The organism is Arthrobacter sp. zg-Y877, assembly GCF_030373105.1.
GTDB lineage: Bacteria > Actinomycetota > Actinomycetes > Actinomycetales > Micrococcaceae > Arthrobacter_B.
This window is the reverse complement of record NZ_JAUCPU010000002.1, coordinates 214233-238856: the sequence shown is the minus strand read 5'-3', so window position 1 is coordinate 238856 and position 24624 is coordinate 214233. Positions and strand designations below refer to the sequence as shown.

General features: G+C 67.0%; 22 protein-coding genes. 15 read left to right on the top strand and 7 right to left on the bottom strand.

Going from position 1 to position 24624, the window contains the following annotated elements:
- Nucleotides 1-182: 182 nt before the first annotated feature.
- The 4 genes from QNO03_RS05200 to QNO03_RS05185 all read left to right on the top strand — a co-directional run bounded on the left by QNO03_RS05200 (nucleotide 183) and on the right by QNO03_RS05185 (nucleotide 4380).
- The gene (locus QNO03_RS05200) at nucleotides 183-1592 is read left to right on the top strand and encodes a S1C family serine protease (RefSeq protein WP_289602324.1); all 1410 of its coding nucleotides are present in this window, start codon (nucleotides 183-185) and stop codon (nucleotides 1590-1592) included.
- A gap of 199 nt (nucleotides 1593-1791) precedes the next feature.
- Nucleotides 1792-2631: an electron transfer flavoprotein subunit beta/FixA family protein gene (locus QNO03_RS05195; RefSeq protein ID WP_229950395.1), complete on the top strand. Its 840-nt coding sequence runs from the start codon at nucleotides 1792-1794 to the stop codon at nucleotides 2629-2631.
- 59 nt (nucleotides 2632-2690) lie between these two features.
- Nucleotides 2691-3635: an electron transfer flavoprotein subunit alpha/FixB family protein gene (locus QNO03_RS05190; protein ID WP_289602323.1), complete on the top strand. Its 945-nt coding sequence runs from the start codon at nucleotides 2691-2693 to the stop codon at nucleotides 3633-3635.
- Between the two features lies 1 nt (nucleotide 3636).
- Nucleotides 3637-4380 carry a PIG-L deacetylase family protein gene (locus QNO03_RS05185; protein ID WP_289602321.1) on the top strand — a complete coding sequence of 248 codons (744 nt, stop codon included), beginning with the start codon at nucleotides 3637-3639 and terminating at the stop codon, nucleotides 4378-4380.
- 46 nt (nucleotides 4381-4426) lie between these two features.
- On the opposite strand, the gene QNO03_RS05180 is transcribed toward QNO03_RS05185, so the two are convergent.
- From QNO03_RS05180 to QNO03_RS05165, 4 genes are all read right to left on the bottom strand, one after another.
- Nucleotides 4427-5227 (bottom strand): class I SAM-dependent methyltransferase, encoded by an 801-nt coding sequence (locus QNO03_RS05180; RefSeq protein WP_289602320.1) that lies wholly within the window; start codon nucleotides 5225-5227, stop codon nucleotides 4427-4429.
- A 15-nt stretch (nucleotides 5228-5242) separates the two neighbouring features.
- On the bottom strand, nucleotides 5243-5710 hold the full coding sequence (locus QNO03_RS05175; RefSeq protein WP_230020863.1) for a tRNA (cytidine(34)-2'-O)-methyltransferase: 468 nt from the start codon (nucleotides 5708-5710) through the stop codon (nucleotides 5243-5245).
- 41 nt (nucleotides 5711-5751) lie between these two features.
- Nucleotides 5752-6735, bottom strand: coding sequence for a J domain-containing protein (locus tag QNO03_RS05170; protein ID WP_289602317.1), 984 nt, complete (start codon nucleotides 6733-6735; stop codon nucleotides 5752-5754).
- Nucleotides 6736-6916: 181 nt separating this feature from the next.
- Nucleotides 6917-7648: a nucleoside/nucleotide kinase family protein gene (locus QNO03_RS05165; protein ID WP_289602316.1), complete on the bottom strand. Its 732-nt coding sequence runs from the start codon at nucleotides 7646-7648 to the stop codon at nucleotides 6917-6919.
- A gap of 179 nt (nucleotides 7649-7827) precedes the next feature.
- Between QNO03_RS05165 and QNO03_RS05160 the strand changes: the two genes are divergently transcribed.
- The 4 genes from QNO03_RS05160 (at nucleotide 7828) to QNO03_RS05145 (ending at nucleotide 11776) form a co-directional block, all read left to right on the top strand.
- Nucleotides 7828-9054: a cysteine desulfurase family protein gene (locus QNO03_RS05160; protein ID WP_289602314.1), complete on the top strand. Its 1227-nt coding sequence runs from the start codon at nucleotides 7828-7830 to the stop codon at nucleotides 9052-9054.
- A complete protein-coding gene (gene mnmA, locus QNO03_RS05155; protein WP_289602312.1) occupies nucleotides 9051-10202 on the top strand; it encodes a tRNA 2-thiouridine(34) synthase MnmA in 1152 nt (383 codons plus the stop codon). The genes QNO03_RS05160 and mnmA overlap by 4 nt, the downstream gene beginning before the upstream one ends.
- 94 nt (nucleotides 10203-10296) lie before the next feature.
- Nucleotides 10297-10674 carry a chorismate mutase gene (locus QNO03_RS05150; protein ID WP_229950412.1) on the top strand — a complete coding sequence of 126 codons (378 nt, stop codon included), beginning with the start codon at nucleotides 10297-10299 and terminating at the stop codon, nucleotides 10672-10674.
- On the top strand, nucleotides 10658-11776 hold the full coding sequence (locus QNO03_RS05145; protein ID WP_354003880.1) for a uroporphyrinogen decarboxylase/cobalamine-independent methonine synthase family protein: 1119 nt from the start codon (nucleotides 10658-10660) through the stop codon (nucleotides 11774-11776). Before QNO03_RS05150 ends, QNO03_RS05145 begins: the two co-directional genes overlap by 17 nt.
- 21 nt (nucleotides 11777-11797) lie before the next feature.
- On the opposite strand, the gene QNO03_RS05140 is transcribed toward QNO03_RS05145, so the two are convergent.
- Nucleotides 11798-12472, bottom strand: coding sequence for a DUF4166 domain-containing protein (locus QNO03_RS05140; RefSeq protein ID WP_289602311.1), 675 nt, complete (start codon nucleotides 12470-12472; stop codon nucleotides 11798-11800).
- Between the two features lie 283 nt (nucleotides 12473-12755).
- Between QNO03_RS05140 and mtrA the strand changes: the two genes are divergently transcribed.
- From mtrA to secA, 7 genes are all read left to right on the top strand, one after another.
- A complete protein-coding gene (gene mtrA, locus QNO03_RS05135) occupies nucleotides 12756-13433 on the top strand; it encodes an MtrAB system response regulator MtrA (RefSeq protein WP_229950415.1) in 678 nt (225 codons plus the stop codon).
- Nucleotides 13434-13455: 22 nt separating this feature from the next.
- Complete coding sequence (gene mtrB, locus QNO03_RS05130; RefSeq protein ID WP_229950416.1) at nucleotides 13456-15150, top strand: MtrAB system histidine kinase MtrB; 1695 nt, start codon at nucleotides 13456-13458, stop codon at nucleotides 15148-15150.
- A complete protein-coding gene (locus QNO03_RS05125; RefSeq protein WP_289602307.1) occupies nucleotides 15140-16876 on the top strand; it encodes an LpqB family beta-propeller domain-containing protein in 1737 nt (578 codons plus the stop codon). Before mtrB ends, QNO03_RS05125 begins: the two co-directional genes overlap by 11 nt.
- A 112-nt stretch (nucleotides 16877-16988) precedes the next feature.
- A complete protein-coding gene (locus QNO03_RS05120; RefSeq protein WP_289602306.1) occupies nucleotides 16989-17993 on the top strand; it encodes a ComF family protein in 1005 nt (334 codons plus the stop codon).
- Between the two features lie 126 nt (nucleotides 17994-18119).
- The gene (hpf, locus tag QNO03_RS05115) at nucleotides 18120-18845 is read left to right on the top strand and encodes a ribosome hibernation-promoting factor, HPF/YfiA family (protein WP_289602304.1); all 726 of its coding nucleotides are present in this window, start codon (nucleotides 18120-18122) and stop codon (nucleotides 18843-18845) included.
- A gap of 28 nt (nucleotides 18846-18873) precedes the next feature.
- Nucleotides 18874-20091, top strand: coding sequence for a winged helix-turn-helix domain-containing protein (locus QNO03_RS05110; RefSeq protein WP_289602302.1), 1218 nt, complete (start codon nucleotides 18874-18876; stop codon nucleotides 20089-20091).
- A 92-nt stretch (nucleotides 20092-20183) separates the two neighbouring features.
- Nucleotides 20184-22964, top strand: a complete 2781-nt coding sequence (gene secA / locus QNO03_RS05105; protein WP_289602300.1) for a preprotein translocase subunit SecA — start codon at nucleotides 20184-20186, stop codon at nucleotides 22962-22964.
- 29 nt (nucleotides 22965-22993) lie between these two features.
- Here the strand turns inward: secA and QNO03_RS05100 are convergent, their stop codons facing one another.
- Nucleotides 22994-23575, bottom strand: coding sequence for an Rv3235 family protein (locus QNO03_RS05100; protein ID WP_289602299.1), 582 nt, complete (start codon nucleotides 23573-23575; stop codon nucleotides 22994-22996).
- 36 nt (nucleotides 23576-23611) lie between these two features.
- Nucleotides 23612-24469 carry a LysM peptidoglycan-binding domain-containing protein gene (locus tag QNO03_RS05095; RefSeq protein WP_289602297.1) on the bottom strand — a complete coding sequence of 286 codons (858 nt, stop codon included), beginning with the start codon at nucleotides 24467-24469 and terminating at the stop codon, nucleotides 23612-23614.
- Nucleotides 24470-24624 lie beyond the last annotated feature (155 nt).

Genomic DNA, 24624 nt, shown 5'->3' with positions numbered 1-24624 from the left:
ATGATCGCCTGACCTGCGCTTTTACTGAATCCCGCGAACGGTCACCCTGGGCCGCGGCGTCCGGGATTTTCACAGCGGACATCCAGCATTCGTCCCCGAATGTCCCAGCCGACGCTGTCATAGTGGTTACAACAATGTTGTGGCTACACCATGGGTAACCGAACCTTGAAAGGACAACCCACATGACTGAGCAACACGGCGGGCATGACGTACCGGAGCGCCCGCTGCCTCCCCGGCCGGCGACGCCGCCGTCGTCATACACGGGGTCCACAGAGGGACAGGCGGGCGCCGGATACGGCACTGCCGCACCCGGGGGAACCTACGGGCCCTACGGATCCCAGGGCAGCGCCTTCTCCAGCCCGGCCGGGGCCGCACCGGCCGGGGAGTCCCGGGCAAAGAAGTTCGGAGCCGGAACCCTGGTCACCGGCATGCTGCTTGCCGGGCTGCTCGGCGGCGGGGTGGCAGTCGGAGCCGAAGCATTGATGGACAGCAACAACACTGCCGGCCAGTCCGGCCGGTCCGAGACCGTCGTTGTCAACGACAAGGACAGCGTCAATGCCGTCACTGCGGCGGCCGTGAAGGCTTCACCGAGCGTGGTCACCATCGAAGTGGCCGCCTCCGGCAGCACCGGCACCGGGTCAGGGATCATCCTGGACGATGACGGGCATATCCTCACCAATACCCACGTGGTGACGCTGGGCGGGACCGCCGGCGATCCCGTGGTCGAAGTCCAGACGTCGGACGGACGGGTCCTGACCGCCACCATTGTCGGCACGGACCCCGTATCCGACCTCGCAGTCATTAAGGTGGATGCCTCCGACCTGACGCCGGCCGCCCTGGGGGATTCCGGAAAACTGAACGTCGGTGACACCGTGATCGCCATCGGTGCGCCGCTTGGCCTGGCAGGTACCGTCACGGACGGTATCGTCTCCACCCTGAACCGCACCATCAGTGTCCAGTCCTCGGCCGCCCCGGAGGAATCCGAGAGCTCGGACGAACCGGAAGACAACGGCTTCGGCTTCCGTTTCGCTCCGCCGGATGGACAGTCGCAGGAGCAGAGCTCCGCGGAGAGCTCGATCTTCCTCAACGTCATCCAGACCGACGCCGCCATCAACCACGGCAACTCCGGCGGCGCGCTGGTCAACTCTGACGGCGAAGTCATCGGCGTGAACGTTGCCATCGCTTCGGCCGCCTCGGGTGCCGCAGGCGAGGACAGCGGAAACATCGGCGTCGGGTTCGCCGTCCCGATCACGTATGCGGAGCGGGTCGCCGAGGAGATCATCGCCAACGGATCCGCCACCCACGGCTACCTGGGCGTCTCCGTGACGCCGGCAACCGCGTCCGAATCGTCGTCGTCCTTCACCGTGGGCGCCGAAGTCGCCGACGTGGTGTCCGGATCGCCGGGCGAGAAGGCGGGCCTGCGCAAGGGGGACGTCGTGACGTCGGTGAACGGCATTCCGGTGACCGATGCCCAGTCACTGACCGCCGCGATCCGCATGCAGCCGGCCGGCGGCAAGGCCACCGTCGATTACACGCGCGGCGGCAACGCCGACACGACGGACGTCACGCTCGGAGATTCCGCCAAGCAGTAAGAGTGTCCGTTTCACCGGCCGCGTTGAACGCAAACAGAAGGGCCGCCTCCCGGAGCACCGGGAGGCGGCCCTTCTGTTTGGTGAAGGGAAACCCCGGCCAGTGTGTGATTAGCTTTAAACGCACCGCCCACAGGCGGGGGGCGTCGGCGGGAGGATTTCCCGGCCGCCGGGAACCGATTTTCCTACCGGAAAGGCCGGAATGCAGGAGTCAGCCACCCATCCGCTGAACATCGTCGTCTTGGTCAAGCATGTCCCCGACGCGCAGTTTGACCGGCACCTCACCGGGCCGGGGCACACCCTGAACCGTGCTGAGAGCATCCTTTCGGAACTGGACGAGTACGCCCTCGAAGCGGCGCTGCAGCTGGCCGAGGCCCGCGGCGGAGAGGCTGCGGGCAACCGGGTCACCGCGCTGGCCATGGGCCCGGCGGCGGCAGTCAACGCGGTGAAGAAGTCCCTGCAGATCGGCGCCTACGCGGGCGTGCACCTGAACGACGACGCCCTGGCGGGCTCCGATGCCGCCGGCACCTCGCTGGCCCTTGCCGCCGCGGTCCGGGCCATCGCCGATTCGCAGGGACCGGTGGACCTGGTCATCACCGGGATGGCCTCCACGGACGGCGAAACTTCCCTGGTGCCGGCCCAGCTCGCCGAACGGCTGCAGCTGGCACAGGTGACCTTTGCTTCCGAGCTGGACGTGGCGGACGTCGACGGCGTGCCCGTCGTGAAGGCCCGCCGCGACGGCGACTCCTTCACCGAGACCGTGGAGGCACCGCTGCCGGCCCTGGTTTCGGTCACGGACCAGGCCAACAGCCCGCGCTACCCGAACTTCAAGGGCATCATGGCAGCCAAGAAGAAGCCCGTCACCGTACTAACGCTCGCCGAGATCGGGGTGGACCCTGCACAGGTGGGCTTCGACGGTGCCTGGACGGCGGTAGCGGCTTCGGCTCCCCGCCCGCCGCGCTCGCAGGGAACCATCATCACCGATGACGGGACCGCAGGCGTGCAGCTGGTGGAGTACCTCGCCGCGCAGAAACTGATCTAACTTCCTGCATTGAACCGGCGCCTGCAGGCGCCCCCGCCTACGTCCCAAAGGAGCGCATCATGGCGTCCGTCCTGGTTTTTCTTGATGTTCCAGCCCTGCCCCTGCCGCGGGCTGCCCGTGAACTGCTGACCCTCGCCCGCACGGTGGGCGAACCTGTGGTCGCCGCTGCGCACCGCGCCGAGCCCGCCATGTTGGAGGCGCTTGCCGCCAACGGTGCGGTGAAAGTCTACGAGCCGGCCGGAGAGCTGGATACCGTCCTGGTCGCCGCGAAGGCCGCGTTCCTGGCGGACGCCGCGAACGCCGAGCAGCCGGCCGCCATCCTGCTCGGCAATTCCTTCGAGGACCGGGAGATTGCCGCCCGCGCCGGAATCAAGCTCGGCTCCGGGGTCATTACCGACGCCGTTGCGGTGGCACCTGACCTTGCCGTCACCAAGTCCGTCCTCGCCGGGTCCTACACCTCGACGTGCCGGGTGCGGACCGGGACGCCCATCATCACGGTTAAGGCCAACAGTGTTGAACCCGCACCGGAGGTCCCGGCCACGTCCCTTGAGCGGGTCGAGGTGCCGCTCTCGGCAGCCGGTCCGGCAGCCCGGGTCACCGGCCGCTCCGGCAAGCGCGTAAGCGGCCGCCCCGAGCTGGCCGAAGCACGGGTGATCGTTGCCGGCGGACGCGGCATGGACGGCAACTTCGGCCCCGTGGAGGAACTGGCCGATCTGCTCGGCGGAGCGGTGGGAGCCTCGCGTGCCGCTACGGACGCCGGCTGGATCGAGCATTCCGCCCAGGTGGGACAGACCGGAAAGACGGTCTCCCCGCAGCTGTACATCTCCGCAGGTATTTCCGGCGCCATCCAGCAGAAGGCCGGTATGCAGACCGCCAAGGTCATCGTTGCGGTGAACAAGGACGCAGACGCGCCGGTGTTCGAGATCGCCGACTTCGGCATTGTGGGCGACGTGTTTTCCGTGCTGCCCCAGGCCGCTGAAGAGATCCGGAAGCGCAGGGCCTGACATGTTCCCGACGTCGGCTCCCGCCCGGGTCCTGGCTTTCGCCGCGCATCCGGATGACATCGACTTCGGTGCGGCCGGCACGTTGGCGCGCTGGGCCCGTGAAGGCACCGAAATCACCTACTGCATCATGACGTCCGGCGACGCCGGCGGGTTCGATCCCGCGGACCGTTCCAGTGTCAGCGCCGTACGCAGCGGGGAGCAGTGGGAGGCCGCCCGGCAGGTAGGCGTGCGCGACGTCGTCTTCCTGGGGGAGCGCGACGGCTATCTGGAGGCCACCCACGCGGTGATCGCCCAGGTAGTGGAGCAGATCCGCCGGGTGTGTCCCGACGTCGTGCTGTCCATGCACCCCGAGCGGAACTGGGACCGGCTCCAGGCAAGCCATCCCGACCATCTGGCCTGCGGCGAAATTGTCACCCGGGCGGTCTATCCGGCGGCCGAAAATCCCTTTGCCTATCCCGAACTCGCGGAGCGCGGACTCCAGGCGTACAAGGTGCCCTGGCTGTGGTTTTACGGTGCGCCGCGCGGGCGGGAAAACACCGCAGTTGATGTCAGCTCCACCGTGGACGTCAAACTGGCGGCCATCCGTGTCCACGCCAGCCAGCATCCGGATATTGAGGGCATGGACGCATCGGTGCGCGGGTTCCTGCATGACAACGCCCGCCGCCACGGCCTGCCTGAGGGTGCCAGCGCGGAAACCTTCCACGCCGTTGGCGTGAACACTCCCGAGACCATCGCCGGGTTCTGACGGTTACAGCGGCCGCCGTTCCTGCCCGGGGCCCGCGGGCGGCAGGCTAGGGGCGGACCGCCGTGGCGATCAGCGTGTCGGTGTTGAGCGCGAAGTCCTCGCCGAGTTCTGCGAGGAACGCCGTCCGGACCCGCTCCAATGCGTCAGGGTCCTGGGGCAGCAGCATGCGGTAACCGCCGCCGAGCACCAGTGACCAGGCGAGGGACGGATTGAGCTGGACCTGTCCGGGCGTAGCAGCGACGGTGATGTCCGTCAGCCCGAGGGATTCGAGCCATGCCGTGACTCTTTCAGGGGTCTGAAGCCGCTGCGCGTTCTCCGCTCCGGACTGGGGAAGGGCCTCGAGATCGGGCCGTTCCTGCAGGCAGGCTTTCCACAGCAGTTCCCGGAAGGGCTCCCAGGATCCTTCGGCCCACGTGCTGAGGGCGAAGCGCCCGCCGCTGCGGAGCAGTGACACCAGATGTGCGGCTCCGGCATCCATGTCCGGAAGGAAGAACAGGGAGTAGGCGCAGACCACGGCGTCGTAGGGCGCATCTGCGTGCCAGGATCCGATGTCGGCCTGCGCAAGGTGGACATTGTTGAGTGCAAGGGTGTCTGCCTTGGCCTGGGCCAGGGCCAGCATCCCTGCACTGAGGTCCACCCCGTCGACGACGCCGTCCGGACCGGCGAACTGCGCGGCCGGGATGGTGGTTGCTCCGCTGCCGCAGCCTGCGTCCAGGACCCGGTCGCCGAGCGTGATGTCCGCTGCGGCGACGAGCGCATTTCCCATGGGATTCCAGAGCGAGGGCGCGAGCCGCTCAAAGTCGGCGGCGCCGTCGTCGAACGCGTTGCCGATGTGGAGTTCAGGCATGGGAAGTGTCCTTCGCTAGAGCTGGGCACCGGCGAAGCCGTGCTGGCGCCAGGCTTCGTAAACGGCTATGGAGGCGGAGTTTGCAAGGTTCAGTGAGCGTAGGGTCGGCAGCATGGGCAGCCGGACCCGGGCGGTGACATGCGGGTCCTTCTTCACCTCGTCCGACAGCCCGACCGATTCGCGGCCGAACATCAGGACGTCTCCGGCACGATACTCGATATCCGTGTAGGAGGTGTCACCGTCCGAGGTGAAGGCGTACACGCGTTCCGGTTTCAGCGCTTCCCAGGCGTCCTGCAGGTTCGCGTGGACGTGGAGGACGGCGAGGTCGTGGTAGTCAAGGCCGGCGCGGCGCAGCTTCGAGTCCTCCAGGCTGAAGCCGAGTGGCTCAACCAAGTGGAGCTCGGCTCCCGTAATGGCGGCAAGGCGAATCGCGTTTCCCGTGTTGCCGGGGATTTCAGGGGAATGGAAAAGGATACGGAACACAGCACCATCCTATGCCCGGCCCCGGGACGCGAACGCATCGGTCAGCGGGTGGACGCGTCGATCAATGGTGCCAGCACCGGCAGCTGGACGGTGTTCGGCTGGGGGCCTTCGGCAAAGAAGCGGCGCAGCTCCCGCAGCAGGCCGCCCGGGTTGGCAGCATGCAGGGCCGCGGGCGCTGACCGGCTGAGATTCGGCGGGTAATCGATTATCGGCTCGAAGGGATTGCCGTTGGGGCTGTGGAGGACGAGCCAGCCGGTGACGTTGCATTCGGGAAAGCGCATCTGCAGGGTCCGCACAGCATCGGCCAGACGGAGGGTGGTGGTCTCCCGGCCGCGGTGCAGCAGGTGCCGTCCGTCCCACCGGTAGTTGCCGGGGGAGGCCATCAGGGAACCCAGGACGGCCATGCGGTAGCCGCCCAGCAGGACGTGGCCGACGTCGAGGTTGCCGCCGCGCGGGCCGGTGTCCGGAATGTGCAGGCCGTTGACGAGCCGGGCGGCGGGGTAGTCCTCCAGCAGTTCCCGGTCCAGCAGGCGGAGCGTCCGGTTCTCGGCCTCGAAGCGCCCTGCGGCGTGGGAACGGATCCGCGAGAAGAAACCGGGACGGCGCGGCGTTCCATGGATCTGCTGGCCGGCCAGGGTGAGGGGGATGAGGGGAGGATTCTTTGGGGAGAAATCCGGGACAAACACCGGCGGCCGGTCCAGATCCGCGGCGGTACGTTCCGGGGCGGACCGGGTACCTGCAGCCCGGCCGGCCGGGGTACCGGGAGCGCCGGTCCCGCTGGCCGCACCTCCCGCCCCGCTGCCCGCACCCGTGCCGTGGCCCAGCTGCCGGTCATAGGCGGCTTTCCGCCGGGGATCCGAGAGTACCCGGTAGGCCTCCGTGACTCGGTGGAAGCGCTCGCTGGTACCGCCCTGGTCCGGATGGGAGCTTCGGGCGGCCTTCCGGTAGGCGGCCTTGATCTCCACCGCCGAGGCTGCGGGCTTCAGCCCCAGCACCTCGTAAAGCGTCCGGTCAGACGGGTTCACGGTGGTTCCTCTCGGCGGGTGCGGCATGCTCGTTCCGGTCGGGCGGCGGCGGGGGCAGGCCCCGGGCCGGGTGCGGCAATTCTACCGGGCGGTGCCGTGCGCTGCCGGAGGATGAAGAGTTCGGCGGACGCTGCCGGTCCGGGCAGCGCAGTCTCCAGGACGCGGTCCCGGCAGATCAGTTTCATCGGCTGCCCAAGCGGTAGCTGACATCCCCGGCGGAGATGACCCGCAGTGTCCGTTCATCGCCGTTGTCCAGCACCAGGTCCGCCCGTGCGGCGGGGTCTGCGGAAGCGAAATACCGCTGCTGCCCGCCGACATACCTGAGCGCGCCCGCGGGCTGCCGGACACCATCCCGCCGTGCCATCCGCGCGGCGCTGACATCGAACGGCACGTCGAGGAACACCGAGAAATCCCAGGACCCCTTGAGTTCCTCCCGGTGCAGGAACATTCCGTCCACCAGGACCAGGGCATCGCGGGCGGCCGGAACCGGTTCCGGATCCAGGACCGCGTCGGCGGCAAGGTCATGGCCGCGGGGACGGAACCGGTCGGCACCGGTGGCCAGGGGCTCCAGGACGTATTCCCGGAACTGCTCCAGATTGTAGGAATCCAGCCAGAAACCTTGCGGCGACCGGCGTCCACGCCGGTACCGGACCGAGCGGACATTGTGGAAGTCGTCCATGCCGATCCGCAGGACCTGACGGCCCCGGGTGCCGGCGGCGGAACGGAGAGCGGCCGCGAGTTCGTCGGCGAAGGTGGTTTTGCCTGCTCCGTCCACCCCGTCGACCGCTGCGAGCAGGCGGGAACCGGGCCGTGCGGAAAGCAGCACCGCGGCCAGATCCGAAATCACGGCGTCCCGCTTCCGGGCGGGTTGCCGGGGCAGGAGGCGGGCGGCTGCCGGGTTGTGGGTCTCCATCGGGGTCAGTCTGCCATGGATCCCGGCACCGGCTTCCGGGACAGCAAGAGGCACCTCGGTCGGTCTGGGGCCCGTTTGGAGCCGGTCCGGGCCCGGTGTCGCCGCAGCCATAGCTCACCGTCAGGAAAGTCCCAGCCCGCGGAATCGGCTACAGGCGCTTCGGCCGTTAGAATTAGCTGGTGCCCGTGTACCTAGATCACGCGGCGACCACGCCGATTTCGGCTTCGGCCCTCGCCGCACTCACCTCAGAACTCAGCCGCAGCGGCAATCCCTCGTCCCTGCACGGTTCGGGCCGACGTGCCCGGATGGTGGTGGAGGACTCCCGCGAAATCCTGGCCGCGGCAGCGGGCTGCCACCCTTCGGAGATTATTTTCACCTCCGGCGGCACCGAGGCGGACAACCTGGCCGTCAAGGGCCTCTTCTGGGCCCGGCGCGACGCCGACCCGGCCCGCACCCGGATCCTGGTCTCCGGCATCGAACACCACGCCGTCCTGGATACCGTCGAGTGGCTGGAAAAGCATGAAGGCGCGGTGCCGGTATGGATCCCGGTGGACTCCGACGGCGTGATTTCCCTGGACGACATCCGCCGGGAACTTGAGTCCAACGCCGACAGCACGGCCCTCCTTAGCGCCATGTGGGCGAACAACGAGGTGGGTACCGTCCAGGACATCCGGGCCATTGCGGCGCTGGCCCACGAGTATGGTGTGCCCGTCCACTCGGACGCGGTGCAGGCCTTCGGTGCACTGCCGGTGGACTTCCGCGCCGCCGGACTGGACACCATGGCCTTGAGTGCCCACAAGATCGGCGGTCCGGTAGGGGTAGGTGCACTCGTCGTCGGGCGGGCGGTCAAGCTCACTCCCGTCCAGCACGGCGGCGGACAGGAACGCGACATCCGTTCCGGCACCCTCGATACCGCGGGAATCGCGGCATTCGCTGCTGCGGCCCAGGACGCAGCGGAACATCTGCCGGATGAGTCCGAACGCCTCCGCACCCTGCGCAACTACCTCATTACCGGCGTCGAGCGGGCCATCCCGGACGCTGTGCTGCGCGGTGCGAGGGACGACGACGGCGGCGGGCGTCGGCTGCCCGGCAACGCGCACTTTACGTTCCCCGGCTGCGAAGGCGATTCCCTGCTCTTCCTGCTGGATCTGGCCGGCGTCGAGTCCTCCACCGGCTCCGCGTGCACCGCCGGCGTCCCGCGGCCGTCCCACGTCCTGCTGGCCATGGGCCTGAGCGAAACCGAGGCACGCGGAGCGCAGCGCTTCAGCCTCGGGCATACAACCACTGCCGAAGACGTTGACACGTTGTTGGAAGCACTACCCGAAGCGTATGAGCGGGCCAAGAAGGCCGGTATGGCCGGACACGTAAGCAGCATTCAAACCGCAGGAACAGGTTTTACTTCATGAAGGTATTGGCAGCAATGAGTGGCGGAGTCGACTCCGCCGTGGCCGCGGCACGGGCAGTTGAGGCCGGACACGACGTCGTCGGCGTCCACCTGGCGCTGTCCCGGATGCCGGGCACCCTGCGCACCGGCAGCCGAGGCTGCTGCACCATCGAGGACTCCCGGGATGCCTGGCGCGCCTGCGACATCCTCGGCATCCCGTACTACGTCTGGGACTTCTCGGAGCGGTTCAAGGAAGACGTCGTGGACGACTTCGTCGCCGAGTACGCCGCCGGCCGCACGCCGAATCCCTGCATGCGCTGCAACGAGCGGATCAAGTTCGCCGCCCTGCTGGAAAAGGCGCTTGCGCTGGGCTTCGACGCCGTGTGCACCGGCCACTACGCCAAGGTGATCACCAACGCCGACGGCAACCCTGAGCTTCACCGCGCCGCAGACTGGGCCAAGGACCAGTCCTACGTGCTGGGCGTGCTCACGGAAGAGCAGCTGCGGCACTGCATGTTCCCGCTGGCCGAAACGCCGTCGAAGGCCGAAGTCCGGGCCGAAGCCGAGAGCCGCGGACTGTCCGTGGCCAACAAGCCGGACAGCCACGACATCTGCTTCATCCCCGACGGCGACACCCGGGGCTGGCTCGAAGAGCGCATCAACATGACCGAGGGTGACATCGTGGACGAGACGGGCGAAAAGCTCGGCACCCACCCGGGAGCGAACGCGTTCACTGTCGGCCAGCGCCGCGGCCTGAAACTCGGGACTCCTGCAGCCGACGGGAAGCCCCGCTTCGTCCTGGAAATCCGCCCGAAGGAAAACAAGGTGGTGGTCGGCCCCGAGCAGCTGCTGAACATTGACCAGATGCGCGGCATCAAGATCTCCTGGGCCGGGGTGCCGATCCCGGAAATCGCGGCCCGGACACCGTTCGAGTGCATGGTGCAGGTCCGGGCGCACGGCGACCCCGTGGCAGCCACCGGCTGGATGGAAGACGTGGCCGACGGACCGGACGGAGCCACGCACCCGGAGCTTGTGGTCCGCCTGGTCGACCCCCTGCGCGGGGTTGCCCCCGGCCAGTCCATGGTGCTGTACCAGGGGACCCGCGTGCTGGGTCAGGCAACCATCGACTCGGCCCGTTCCCTTGAGTGGGATCCGGCAGCGGTTTCCTAACCGGGCCCAGGGTCCCGCCGGTAAGCCCGGCGTAACCTGCTCCGGGTTCGGTGCCGTGTCCACCTAAACTGGACCAATGAGCCAGACAGGACCAATGAGCGAATCACCGGACGCCGAGTTCGACCCGCGTGCAAGTTCCCTTTCGGGGAAAGTGGCACCCGACGTCATGGAGGAGCTGCTCGCCATGCGCAGCAGCATCGACAATATCGACGCCACCCTCGTGTACCTGCTTGCCGAACGATTTAAGGCAACGCAGCGGGTGGGCCATTTGAAGGCAGAGCACCACCTGCCGCCCGCGGACCCGGGGCGTGAAGTGGCGCAGATTGCACGGCTTCGCAGCCTCGCCGAGGATGCCAACCTCGATCCTGCTTTCGCGGAGAAATTCCTGAACTTCATCATCAGCGAGGTCATCCGCCACCATCAGGCGATTTCCCAGACCCGCAACGGTGGAACAGATGCCGCAGGCGAGTGACCCGAACGGGCCGCAGGACGCCGCCCGGGAGGTGCCGCGCCCCGAGGCGCGGAACGGGATGGTCACAGCCACGGCGTTGGGCAGCTGGCCCGGGACCGATCCCATCGAGGCCAGCCGGGTGGTCCGCGGCGAACTGGGGGATCCCCACCTGCCTTTCCTTGTTGAACTGCCGCAGCGCGGCCCGGGTGCGGACGCGCTCGGGCGCAGTGCCGCCTTGCTGGTGGACCTGTTCGTCGACATCCAGCCGCACGGGTGGCGGCTGGTGGACCGCCCGGGCAAGGACCACCGGCGCGCGGTATCCCTCCTGGGCCAGGACCTGAACGTCCTTGCCGACGTCGTGGGAGCGGAGGAGCGCACGGGCGAAGCGCTGAAAATCTCCCTCCGGGGACCCCTCTCGCTTGCGGCAAACCTCTATCTGCACAACGGTGAGCGGGCACTGTCCGACGCCGGGGCACGCCGGGATCTCCTCCAGTCCTTCACTGCCGGGCTGGGGGACTACGTGGCCCGGGCCGCGTCGTCGGCCCCCGGCGCGCGGATCACCGTCCAGATCGACGAACCCGACATCGCCGCGGTGCTGGCCGGCGGCATCCCCACCGCCAGCGGCTACCGCACCCTGCGTTCCGTCCCGTCCTCCGAGGTGTCGGGTGCCTGGCAGCAGGTCTGTGAAGCGGTCGAGGCCACTGGCGCGGACGCTGTCTTTGCCCTGCCGCGGGCGGAGGCATTCGGCCCGCTCCGATCCGGAACGCAGTCTCCCTTTGAACTGGCGGTCAGCGCCGGAGCGCGGGGTGCGGCCCTGGCTGCCGACGGATTGGACGCGCGTGACTGGGAAGCCATCGCGGAAGCTGTCGAAGGCGGCCGGAGGATCTGGCTGGGCATCCTGCCCGTTCCGGCCAGCGGGACGGAACTGCCCCAGGTGAGCGTCCTCGTCGAGCGTGTGCTGCGTCCCTGGCGGAAGCTGGGGTTGTCGCTGCAGGAGCTGCCGGCACTTCGCCTCACACCCGCGGAAGGACTTGCTGACCTTTCGCCCGCGGCAGCGCAGAAGGTCCTGGCCCGGCTCACCCAGACGGCTTCCGCGCTGGACCAGGTGGTCGCCGAGGGGTGAACCCGCGCCGCCGGAACGGGTCTAGGTCCGGTGTTCCCAGTGCTCCGGTTCGGCGTCTGCGGGCAGGACGCCGTCGAAATCCCGGTACCGGTAGCTAAAGGCGCCGTCGTATTCGAAAACCGTACCGATCTGCCGCTGGATCACCCGCGCGCGGATCCGGAACAGCTGCTGCTCCTCGTCCCACCACTGTTCCACCTGTGCATCGGCCGCAGTGACGGCGGGCAGGGGGAGCCGCAGTGGACCGAGGAAGAGCCGGCTGGCGGGGGACGTCATGTGCAGGTGCCCGTCCGCGTCCACCCGCAGCTGCAGGCCGGTGGCAAGATTGCGGCGGCGCCCCAGATAGTCAGTGAGGATTCCAGGCGCCGTCAGGACTGTGGTGTCCTCGAAGATCCGGGTCCTGCCCGGGAAATCGAAGCTGCGGACCGCGGTCAGCGCCGGCCGCCCCCACGGGTCACGGTGCGGATAGTTGCGGATCGTGAAGGGAACGTTTGTCCCGTACTCCGGGAAGAAGGCGTTGGTCACCGGAACCAGCGGGAGCACGGGACGCAGCCATGTCCGGGGGCACCCGGCCCGGCTAAAGACGCCGTGCCCTTCCCCGGACCGTCCCCCGTCCGGAGCGAGGCTGAAATAGTCCTGTAGCTGCGGCTGCAGCCGGCGGAATTCCGAGCCGAGGACCTGCTGGTAGATGGAGGCCACGGCTACGGCTTTCCCGGCGGCGTAAGCCGAAGAAACCCTGCGCCGGACGTGTGTTCTTGCTCGCTCATCCCTCCCCGTTTCCGCCGCGGACATCAGCGTTTGCTGTTTCGACTATAGTGGGGCCGCCTTCACCGGGCACCCGGCGAGCCGTGCCGGGGGATGTGTCCCTTAGGATGATAGGGATTAACCTAGGCGGCTTTGCACGCCGTGGGGGAGCGGCAGCCGATGCTGCCCGACGCGCGCAACGGCGCGCGTGGACGCAAGCAGCGAAAAACAGGGAGCTATGAAGGCACGCATACTGGTCGTAGACGACGACGAAGCACTCGCCGAAATGATCGGCATCGTGCTGCGCAATGACGGGTTTGAACCGGTCTTCTGCGCCGACGGCTCCTCCGCGCTGGAAGTGTTCCGCAACAGCAGGCCGGACCTGGTCCTGCTGGACCTCATGCTTCCGGGCATCGACGGCATCGAAGTGTGCCGGCAGATCCGCAGCGAGTCCGATACCCCGATCGTGATGCTGACGGCAAAGTCGGATACCTCCGACGTCGTCCGCGGCCTTGAATCCGGTGCGGACGACTATGTGCCCAAGCCCTTCAAACCCGCGGAACTGGTCGCGCGGGTCCGTGCCCGCCTGCGTCCGGGAGACCAGAAATCACCGGAAACGCTGCGGATCGGCGAAGTTTCCATTGATGTCGCAGGCCACTCGGTGACCCGGGGCAGCGACAGCATTTCGCTGACGCCGCTGGAATTTGACCTGCTCGTCGCGCTGGCACGCAAGCCGTGGCAGGTCTTCACCCGCGAGATGCTGCTGGAACAGGTCTGGGGTTACCGCCACGCCGCCGATACGCGGCTGGTCAATGTGCATGTGCAGAGGCTCCGCTCCAAGATTGAACGCGACCCCGAAGCACCCGAGATAGTACTGACGGTGCGCGGTGTCGGATACAAAGCGGGCCAGAGCTAAGGTGCCGGGTTTCCTGGCCGGGATGGCCGGGGACCCGAGATTCGACAAGACGCTGCAGGGCTTCGTGCGCCTGCGCGATTCCTTCCGCCGGGCCACCCTTCAACGGATAGCCCGGCAATGGCGGCGGTCGCTTCAGTTCAAGACCATCGTGTCCACGCTTCTGCTGGTGGCGCTGGCGGGTGCGGGGATCGGCGCGTTCCTCTCGCACCAGATTGCCGGTTCCCTCTATGAAGAGCGCCTGGCACAGTTCCGGACCGAGGCGACTACAGGCCTGACCAGTGTGAAGGACAACTTCCGCGACACCGCCGCGAGCGACCGCGAAAGCACAGACCGCCTGGTCATGGACACGCTTCCGCTGCTGCAGGGCCGTGGGGCAGACGCCGAACGGACCTACCTGCTCACCCCGTTGCCGACGAAGGACCCCCTGTACGTCACGTCCTCGGTCAACAGCGGAAACATCACCGCCAGTGGTATTCCCGTAACACTGAGCGATGCCGTCGTCGCCAGCAAAGCCGATGAGTCCGAGACGGATTACGTGTTCTGGTCTCCACTGGAGCTGGCCAATGGCGAGCCCGGCATTGCCTTTGGCACCAAAGTCACGCTGCCTCCGGACAACTCGGAATATGCCCTCTACCTGATCTACGACCTGCAGTCCATGCAGGAAACCCTCGACGACATCCACCGGATTCTCTGGATTGCAGGATTCCTGCTGCTCGCCATCAGCGGCACCATCGCGTGGATCGTGACCAAGGCCGGACTCGGCGCCGTCAGCGACGCGGCCGCCGTCTCCGAGAAACTCGCCGCGGGCGAACTGCAGGAGCGCATGGAGGTCAAGGGCGAGGATGAGGTCGCCCGCCTGGCTGCATCATTCAACCGCATGGCCGGCACCCTGCAGGACCAGATCACGCAGTTGGCCACGCTCTCACAGATGCAGCAGGTCTTCGTCTCCGATGTCTCCCACGAGCTCCGGACGCCGCTCACCACCGTGCGTATGGCCGCGGAGGTGCTTTACGACGCCCGCGAGAGCTTCGATCCGATGTACCGGCGTTCCACGGAGCTGCTCTATCACCAGGTGGAACGCTTCCAGGCGCTGCTGGCCGATTTGCTGGAGATCTCAAGGTTCGACGCCGGAGCGGCGGCCCTCGACCTGGAACCCACCGACGTCTTCCACATCATCCGGGACGTCATTGACGCGACGGAACCCCTGGCCAACAACCTCGGGTCCGAGGTTGTGGTGGTGTCCTCGGAGTCGAGCTGCGTGGTCGACGCCGATCCGCGCCGGATCGAACGCATCCTGCGGAACCTGCTGGTCAACGCGCTGGAGCACGGCGAGGGCGAACCCATCGAAATTGCCGTGGCAGCATCCGCAGACGCGGTGGGCATAGCCGTCCGCGACCACGGTATCGGGATGACAGAGGACGACGCGGGCCGCGTCTTTGACCGCTTCTGGCGCGCGGATCCGGCGCGGGCGCGTACTACGGGCGGCAGCGGCCTGGGCCTGGCCATCGCCACCGAAGACACCCGCCTCCACAGCGGCTGGCTTGAGGCCTGGGGCGAACCCGGGAATGGATCATGCTTCCGGCTGACGCTTCCCCGCCGTCACGGCGTGGACTTTGAATCATCACCGGTGCCCTTGTCTCCGGACGACGTTATGGCCGGCCCCCGCGCGCTCACGGCAGCGGCAGCGGCCGGGGAAGAGGATCCCGATGTCTATTAGCAAGAGCGTGGTGCCCGCGAGGCGCCCGGGGCAGCCGGGAAGGCTGCTGGTGCTGTGGCTCAGTGCTGTCCTCGTCCTGGTTGGCTGCTCATCCATTCCGACCGTGGGGCCGGTGGGCACGGCATCGGCCGAGCACGGCGGAGAAGCAGGGGAAGACGCCGTTTTCTCCCCTGAAGGCCCGGGGGTGGACGCCTCGGAGCAGGACATCATCCGTGGCTTCATGGAGGCGGGAAGGGGCGCAGTCGACGACTACAGTGTCGCCCGGCAGTTCCTGGCACCTGAGCTGGCCGGCACCTGGTCGCCCACGGAGCGGGTAACTATTTACCGGTCCTCCCGGATCGTGGCCATGCCCGAACCTGACCAGTTCCAGATTCAGCTGGAAGTCCAGGGAAGCGTGAATGCCCAGGGCATCCGGACCGACGAGCCCGAAGGAACCACCGAAACATATCCCGTCCGGCTGGAGAAAGTGGACGGGCAGTGGCGGATCAGCGAGGTTCCTAACGGAATCATCGTGTCCCTGGCCAGTTTCCCCGCGCTGTTCATTGACCACAACCTCTACTTCTACTCCAGCGATTACCAGTACTGGGTGCCGGATACCCGGTGGTTCGTCCAGCGCTCGGGTATCGCGGCCAACATCATCAAGGCACTCCTGCTTGGCCCCGCTCCCTACCTGCAGGGCGCCGTCGTCAGTGCCTTCCCCGCGGGAACCGCGCTGGCCCGGGACGCAGTGCCGGTAGCAGCAGGGGAAGCAACTGTAGATTTCACGTCCGAATCGCTGCGGGATTCCAGCGACCTGAACCGCCAACAGATGGTGAAGCAGCTTGAGCAGAACCTGCGGAGCCTGAACAACGGCACGTCGGTGAGGATGACGGTGGCGCAGCGGGACGTCGACCTGGGCAAGGGCAGCGGTGAATTGCGGTCCGCCATCGCGGACCCGTCGGCCGGAGCCACCCAGATTGTGGTCCATCAGGAGGAATTGGCCTTCTACGCCGACGGTCTCGAGCCGATAGCGGATATCCCTTCCGTGGCGGAATACGGTCCCCGGCATCCGGCCATGTCTGTGGACAGATCGGTCATTGCCTTCCTGGACAGCCGGGAGGGCACCCTGCGGATCACGGGACCCGGGCAGGATGTCCGGGTTGCGGCCGAGGCCGACCGGTTGACACCGCCCAGCATCGACCCCCGCCAATGGGTCTGGACAGCCCGGCCCGCGGGCTCCGGTTACCAGGTCCTCGCGATACCGCCTGATGGCGACCGCAGTTCCGCGGCCGTTCTCTCGGCGCCGTGGCTGGAAGGGCTCACGGTGACGGAGTTGAGGATTTCCCGCGACGGCAGCCGTGCTCTCGTCGCTGCCAACCAGGGCGGCCGCAGCCAGGTGATGGTTGCCGGCGTCGTCCGCTCCGCTGAGGGCGTTCCCGTTTCCCTGACGGCTCCGATGACTCTTCAGGTGCCCTCGGCGGCGGGAGAGGTGAACCGGGTGAAGTGGGCTTCGGAAGACACGGTGGTTGCGGTCCAGGCCGGCGTGCAGGAGGCTGCTCCAGTGATCCTTGGCCCCGGACGGAAGGAAGCTGACGTGCTTTCCCCGAAGCAGGGGATTACTGGACTGAGCGCGGGCAACGGCGTGGAGGACATTTTCATCCAGACCGGCGAGGGAATCTTCAGCAAGGTGGGCAACAGCTGGACGCTGCGGACCGAAGGGGTACGCGACCCGGGGTTCCCGGGCTGACCCGGCGCTGCTTTCCTCCACAGCGTTCTGATGCGGCGGGTCCGCGCCGGGGATATCCCCGGCGTGGCCCGTGACGTCACCCGATGGTTCCCCCCGGCAGCAGGGTGGATGGATGGGCGCACTGGGCACACTACGCGGGCAGCTGGACCGGTTGCTTTACTCCGGCCCTGGCCGGGCCCTTGCCGCCGCCGTATCCGACCTTGCCGCTGTGCTGGTGCCGGTCTCCTGTGTGGTGTGCGGCGCTCCGGACCAGTGCCTGTGCGGCGGATGTGCAGCCAGGATCCGGCGCGGTACCTTGCACCCGTATTTTGCCCAGGACGGCGCAGGAGCACTTCCAGCTGAGGAACCGCCGGAACACCCGGACCCGCAGTCTGCGCCTGTAGCCGCCGGCCAGGAGCCTGCCGAAGCGCCCTTTGCCCCGCTGCACGTGCTGGCTGCCGGCGTTTATGCGGGCGGATTGGCGCAGACCCTGCTGGCCTTCAAGAACCGGGGACACACCGACCTGGCTGGTTTCCTGGCCCCGGTGCTGGCGGGAGCACTGCAGGCCGCAGTGCTGGATGCGTACCAGAACCGGGGAGTTTATCCGTTGGTGCTTGTTCCCGTGCCCGGTACCAGCGCCTCACTGCGCAAACGGGGCTACGTTCCTTTGGTGCTGCTTCTGAAGCGGATTCAGCACCATCAGCTGCTGCCGGCGGGCTGCACCGTTAGCTCCCTGGTCTCCGTGTCGGCCGGGCACGGCATGGGGAAAAAACTTCCGCGGGTGATCAGCGGGGCAGCACGTCCGGGCGGTGCAGGTGGGTCCGGCAGATCCGTCCCGGCCGGGACGCAAAAGGGACTGGGCAGCAGCGCCCGGAGACGAAATGTCCGGAACACCATGACAGCAGGTCCTCCCGGGGCACTTGCCGGTATCGACTGCCTGGTGCTCGATGACGTCCTGACTACGGGAGCCACCCTTGCCGAAGCCGTGCGGGCTCTCCGGGCGGCCGGCGCCACGGTCCGCGGCGCGGCGGTTATTGCCGCAACACCGGCCCCTGCACGTAACACTGTTCCCATCTTCCCTGCCGTTCCGGGGGCGCTTCCCACCGGCGGCGGAAACGGAATCGGGAGACGTGAATAAAGGTCGGCGGTGATCTAACGTGTTGAGTATGGATAGCTTCAAGTAGCGGGGCTATCCTGCGGCAACGGTCGCGAAGCAACCTGACAGCGGCCGTTGTTGTGTCACCGAAATCTATTGGAGGGCACCATGGAATTCATGATCAGCGGACGCAATGTTGCAGTATCAGACCGGTTCCGCGAGTACGCCGAAGAGAAGATCGGCAAAGTGGAGGCGCTCGGCGACAAAGTCCAGCGGGTGGAGGCCAGGGTCACGAAGCAGGGTAACGTCCGGGACGCAGACAGCGCCCTGACCGTGGAGATCACGGTCACCGGACGGGGACCCGTTGTCCGTGCAGAGGCAACATCCGGGGACAAGTTCGCAGCGTTCGACCTCGCGTACGGAAAGCTGCTGGAACGGTTGCGCCGGGCAAGCGACAGGCGCAAGGTGCACCACGGTCGCCACACACCGGTACCGGTCCGGGTCGCCACTGCTGATCTTGGTCCCGTGAGTACCTCGGAGCCTCTTTACGTCCAGGTGGCAGCAGCCGCCGAGGAACGGGACCAGGAGGCCGAGGAAGCCGCAGCGGAAGAAGCCGCCGGCGAGTGCCCAGTATTGATCCGGCGCAAGGTTTTCCCGGGTGCCCCCATGAGCCTTGACGACGCCGTCGACAACATGGAACTGGTCGGCCACGACTTCTACCTGTTTGTGGATTCCGCCACCGGCGCGCCTTCGGTGGTGTACCGCCGCCGGGGCTGGACCTACGGGGTCATCACCCTGGACGCCAAGTGCGCCGAAGGCACGGAAGACCCGCGGGAAGAAATACGCGGCTACCGCGCCGCCGAAACCGCAGTTGACGGCCGCGCGACCGCCTGACCTGCACCTGCTCCCCTAGGATGAGGGGATGAAAAACACCAGGCTCTCGCTCCGCCAGGCACGCCGTACGGCCTTGGCGGCGCAGGGACTGGCCCGGGTACGGCCCACCGGCCTTGTTAACGCAAGGCAGGTGGGCCGTACTTTTGAACGGCTCGCGGTATTGCAGATCGACTCCGTCAACGTGCTTTCGCGCAGCCACTACCTGCCGCTTTTTTCCCGGCTCGGTCCCTATGACTCGAAAATCCTGGACCGGATGGCAGGCAGGCGGCCGCGCCGGATGGTCGAATACTGGGCGCACGAGGCCAGCTTTGTCCGCCCCGAACTGTTCGCGGACCTGCGGGCCGTCCAACGGCGGACATGGATGACCGCAGGATCGCTCCCGGAGGTCCTGGCAGAGGATCTCCGGGAACGCATCCTTGAGGTCCTGGAGTCCGCGGGAAGGCCCCTGACCTCCCGCGAGACCATGGACCTCCTCGGCCACAGCCGGGCCCGGGGCACCACGGACTGGGGCTGGAACTGGAACGCTGCCAAGCGGGTCCTGGAGGACCTGTTTGCCGCCGGCCTGATCAGTTCCGCAGGGCGGACCGCGCAGTTCGAACGGCTGTATGCGCCCACGCAGGCCGTTCATCCTGCCGGGGCGGCCGCATTGGCGCCATCAGACTTTGGCGATGCCGTGCTGCGCCTGACCGAGGCCGCAGCACGGGCGCACGGCGTTGCGACGGTCCGCGGGCTCGCCGACTACTTCCGTCTCCAGCAGCGTGAGACGGCACTGGCCGCAGAGGAACTGGCGGGCAAGGGGATTCTGGAGCGGGTGGAGGTGGCCGGCTGGCGGCAGCCGGCCTACCTGCATGCCGAAGCGGTGATTCCCCGGGCCGTCTCCGGACAGGCGCTCCTCAGCCCCTTCGATTCCCTGGTCTTCGAGCGTCGGAGACTCGAAGAGCTGTTCGGGTTCCATTACCGGATCGAAATCTATACGCCGCCGGAAAAGCGCAGGTTTGGCTACTATGTCCTGCCGTTCCTGCTCGGCGAGGAACTCGTGGCCCGGGTGGATCTCAAAGCGGACCGTGGCGCGGGTATGCTCCTTGTGCAGGCAGCCCATTCAGAACCCGGGGCGCCGCACCATACGGCGCGTCAACTGGCTGCCGAGCTGCGGCTCATGGCACAGTGGCTGGGGCTCGGGCAGATTACGGTGAAGCCCGCGGGAGACCTGGCTCCGGCCCTGAAGCTGGAAGTAAGCAGGGAATAAAAGGTCAATGGGGAACCACGGACCGCCACCGTACGTCTCTCACGTAGACTGGGGACGCCAGATTTCGGCAACACTAGATTGGGAGCAAATCAGTGGCATCACTACTCGAACGAGTTCTTCGTACCGGCGACAAGAAGACGCTGAAGACACTGCGTAACTACGCCGACGCGATCAACGTGCTCGAGGACGAGTTCAAGGGCATGACCGATGCCGAGCTCCGGGGTGAAACGGACCGCCTCAAAGAGCGCTACAACGACGGCGAGTCCCTCGATGACCTCCTTCCCGAAGCATTCGCCGCCGTCCGCGAGGCTGCCGGGCGTACCCTCGGCATGCGGCACTTCGACGTCCAGCTGATGGGCGGCGCGGCCCTGCACCTGGGCAACATTGCCGAAATGAAGACCGGTGAGGGCAAGACCCTTGTCGCCACGGCACCTGCCTACCTCAACGCCCTCACCGGGCGTGGCGTTCATATCGTCACCGTCAACGACTACCTGGCGGAGTACCAGTCGGACCTGATGGGACGGGTGTTCCGCTTCCTGGGCATGACCAGCGGCTGCATCCTTTCCAACCAGGACCCCGCGACCCGGCGTGAACAGTACGCCGCCGACATCACCTACGGAACCAACAACGAGTTCGGCTTCGACTACCTCCGCGACAATATGGCCTGGAGCGCCGCGGAGCTGGTCCAGCGCGGCCACCACTTCGCCATCGTCGACGAAGTGGACTCCATCCTCATCGACGAGGCACGTACTCCGCTGATCATTTCCGGCGCGGCCAGCGGCGACGTGAACCGGTGGTACACCGAGTTCTCCAAGGTCGTCCAGCGCCTGAAACTGGACACCGACTACGAAGTGGACGAGAAAAAGCGCACGGTCGGCATCCTGGAGCCCGGTATCGAGAAGGTGGAGGACTACCTCGGTATCTCCAACCTCTACGAGGCTGCCAACACCCCGCTGATCGGCTTCCTCAACAACGCCATCAAGGCCAAGGAACTCTTCAAGCGCGACAAGGACTACGTGGTCCTCAACGGCGAAGTCATGATCGTTGACGAGCACACCGGCCGAATCCTGGCCGGCCGCCGGTACAACGAGGGTATGCACCAGGCGATCGAGGCGAAGGAAGGCGTGGTCATTAAGGCCGAAAACCAGACGCTCGCCACGGTCACCCTGCAGAACTACTTCCGGCTCTACGAAAAGCTGGCCGGCATGACCGGTACGGCCGAGACCGAAGCCGCCGAGTTCATGAGCACCTACAAGCTTGGCGTGGTGCCGATTCCCACCAACAAGCCCATGTCCCGGATCGACCAGGCAGACCTGATCTACAAGAACGAAGTGGCAAAGTTCGACGCCGTGGTCAAGGACATTGCCGAACGTCACGCGTCCGGCCAGCCCGTGCTGGTCGGCACCACCAGTGTGGAGAAGAGCGAGTACCTCTCCAAGCAGCTGGCGAAGGCAGGCATCCGGCACGAGGTCCTCAACGCGAAGAACCACGCACGTGAAGCCGCCATCGTTGCCCAGGCAGGCCGCAAGGGGGCCGTTACCGTAGCAACCAACATGGCAGGCCGCGGCACTGACATCATGCTCGGCGGCAACGCGGAGTTCAATGCCATCGCAGAGCTGGAACGCCGCGGGCTGGACCCGAATGACAACCCCGAGGACTATGAGTCCGCCTGGCCGGATGCCCTGGAGAAGGCACGCCATGCCGTGGCCGCCGAGCAGCAGGAAGTGGTCGAACTCGGCGGGCTCTACGTTCTTGGTACCGAACGCCACGAGTCACGCCGTATCGATAACCAGCTCCGCGGCCGGTCCGGCCGGCAGGGCGATCCGGGCGAATCCCGCTTCTATCTTTCGCTCACCGATGACCTGATGCGGCTGTTCAACTCCGGTGCCGCTGAACGGATCATGAACAGCTCGTCCATGCCCGACGACGTCGCACTGGAATCCAAGCTGGTGTCGAAGGCCATCCAGAATGCGCAGGGACAGGTTGAGGGACGCAACGCGGAACAGCGCAAGAACGTCCTGAAGTACGACGACGTCCTGAACCGCCAGCGCGAAGCCATCTACGGCGACCGCCGCCGGATCCTGGAAGGCGATGACCTGCAGGAGAAGATCAGCTTCTTCCTGGAGGACGTCGTCACTGCGGTCGTCAACGAAGCCACCGCTGAGGGACACGGGGATGACTGGGACCTCGAGCAGCTGTGGACCAACCTCAAGACGCTGTACCCGATCGGCCTGACCATTGACGAGGTGGTTGAGGAAGCGGGCGGCCGGTCCCGGCTCACCCGCGACTTCCTGCACAACGAGATCCTGTCCGACGCGAAGCTGGCCTACCAGGCCCGCGAGGAAGCACTGGGGTCGGCCACGATGCGCGAACTGGAGCGCCGGGTCGTGCTCTCGGTCATCGGCCGGAAGTGGCAGGAACACCTCTACGAAATGGACTACCTCAAGGAGGGCATCGGACTGCGGGCCATGGCGCAGCGCGATCCGCTGGTGGAATACCAGCGCGAAGGATTCGTGATGTTCCAGACGATGATGGAGTCCATCCGCGAGGAAAGCGTCGGCTACCTCTTCAACGCCGACGTGCAGGTCAGCGAGCCTGCCGTCCCGGCAGCGAACGCCTTGGCCGGCGTAAAGGACGCGCGCGGCGTCGTCGGCACCCCCGTTATCAAGGCCGCCGGACTTGAAGCTCCGCAGCAGCCGGCCAGCCTCCAGTTCACGGCACCGAACAGCCAGGGCGGGGTGGATACCCGGGTCGAGCGGACAGGGTCCCGCGACAAGCAGGATTCCAAGGCCAATCCGGCTGCTCCTGCCGCCCGCAAGGCAGCGCAGACCGGCGCGAAGTCCGGAGCCAAGAAGGCGAAGCGCCGCAAGTAACAAGATGCACCGCCTCCACCGGGCGGGACCTATCCAATCTCCAGGGCGGTGACTTTCCAGAGCCCGCGCCGTAGCTGAACCCTCAGCGCAACGGCGCGGGCTCTTTCGTTTTCCCAGGCCACTACCGAGGCTTCATAGATCCCCTCCGCGACCGGGCACAGGTGGCAGGAGCGGATGCGTACACCCCGGTGCAGCAGCTGTGGGTCGGACCCCGGCCCTCCGCGGGGATTCTGCTTCAGCCCGCGGACCAGATTGGCACGCAGCTGCAGCCGTTCGTAGCTTTCCGGATCCAGCCAGCGCGCCATCTGCTGCAGCGGGCGGACGCCGCCCAGTACCTCCAAGGCGGCCAGTGCCACCGATTGGCAGATGGCCTTCACCCGGGCGTCGTCCGCTGGATCCGAGGCCCAGTTTGGGGCCGGAGAGACACGGGCGGGATCCGGTGCCGGGTCGGCCCGGTACCGCATCGGCGGGGTGGCGGGAACAGGTGCCGGAAGCACTTCCTGCACGGGTGCCAGATAAACAGCGATCGGGCCCGGTTCGCTCCCCGCCTGCCCCCGCTGCGCCAGCCCGGCCGGGGCATCCGGAGCCGGAAGGAATATCACGCTCGTCATGGTGCGTCCTTTCCTGTCAAGAATTCGGTGGGAACATCACCGGGGCGGCATGGCCAGGACCTGGCCGGGGTGGATAAGGCCCGGGTCGGGACCTATGACGTCCCGGTTCAGTTCGTACCAACGGGGCCAGAGGGCAGCCGTCTCGGCGTCGGTGGCGTACGGTCCCAGCTGTGCTGCCGCCAGCGACCAGAGGGTGTCTCCCGCCGCGACGACGACCTCCCGCTCGTCCTGCCGGGGCGAGCCGGTCAGCAGGTTGCCGGCTGCAGGCTGAGGGGGAGCCGGACGCCACAGCGGAGAGACAGCTTCCCCCGCGTCGGCCGTTTCCGGAGTTCCGGCACCGTCCGCGTCTTGTTGTCCTGAAGTCGCTGAAGTCGCTGAAGTAGCTGCTGCTGTGCCAGCACCGGGTGCATCGGCCGCCGTCGGGTGTGCCGTCTGGAGAGTCGTCCTGGCTGCCGCTGCTGCGGCGGCCACTGGCGTGGATGCCGCTGACATCGGTGCGGTGCCCAAGGCGCCCCCGGCAGCCAGGGAAAGCCCCAGTGCAGCCGCGGCCAGCCGGCGCAGCGGCCCCGGTGCCAGCGACAGCGTCCGCCTGGCGGCAGTGCGGAAACCGGACCGGTGCAGGAGGCACCCGGCCAAGGCGAAAATCGAGCCTGCAACCCACCAGAGCGTCAGCAGCACACCCGCGGCTGCGGCACAGAACCCGGCGATCTGCGTCAGCGTGGCGAATGAAAGCGGTTCCGGGGAGAGGGGATCCGGGGCGAACGCGGCAGAACCTGCAGCGGCGGCCGGAAGCATCCGGGAACCGCACCACAATAGCAACAGGCCGAGACCTGCCACGGCTGCGGCGGTAAGCGCGTCTGCCGCCAGTCCCGGACGGGGAACGGATACGGTCATGGCTTTCTCCGATCTGGGGAGCGCGGTGTTTCGGGACAGGTGTACGGATGCTCCGACCCGGTTAATGCGATTTGTTTAGTGCTGTGCTGGGCTTCTCTGGCCACGCCGTGTGGTGTCCGCTGGTTGCTTGTATTTGCCGGCATTTGATTCGTTTG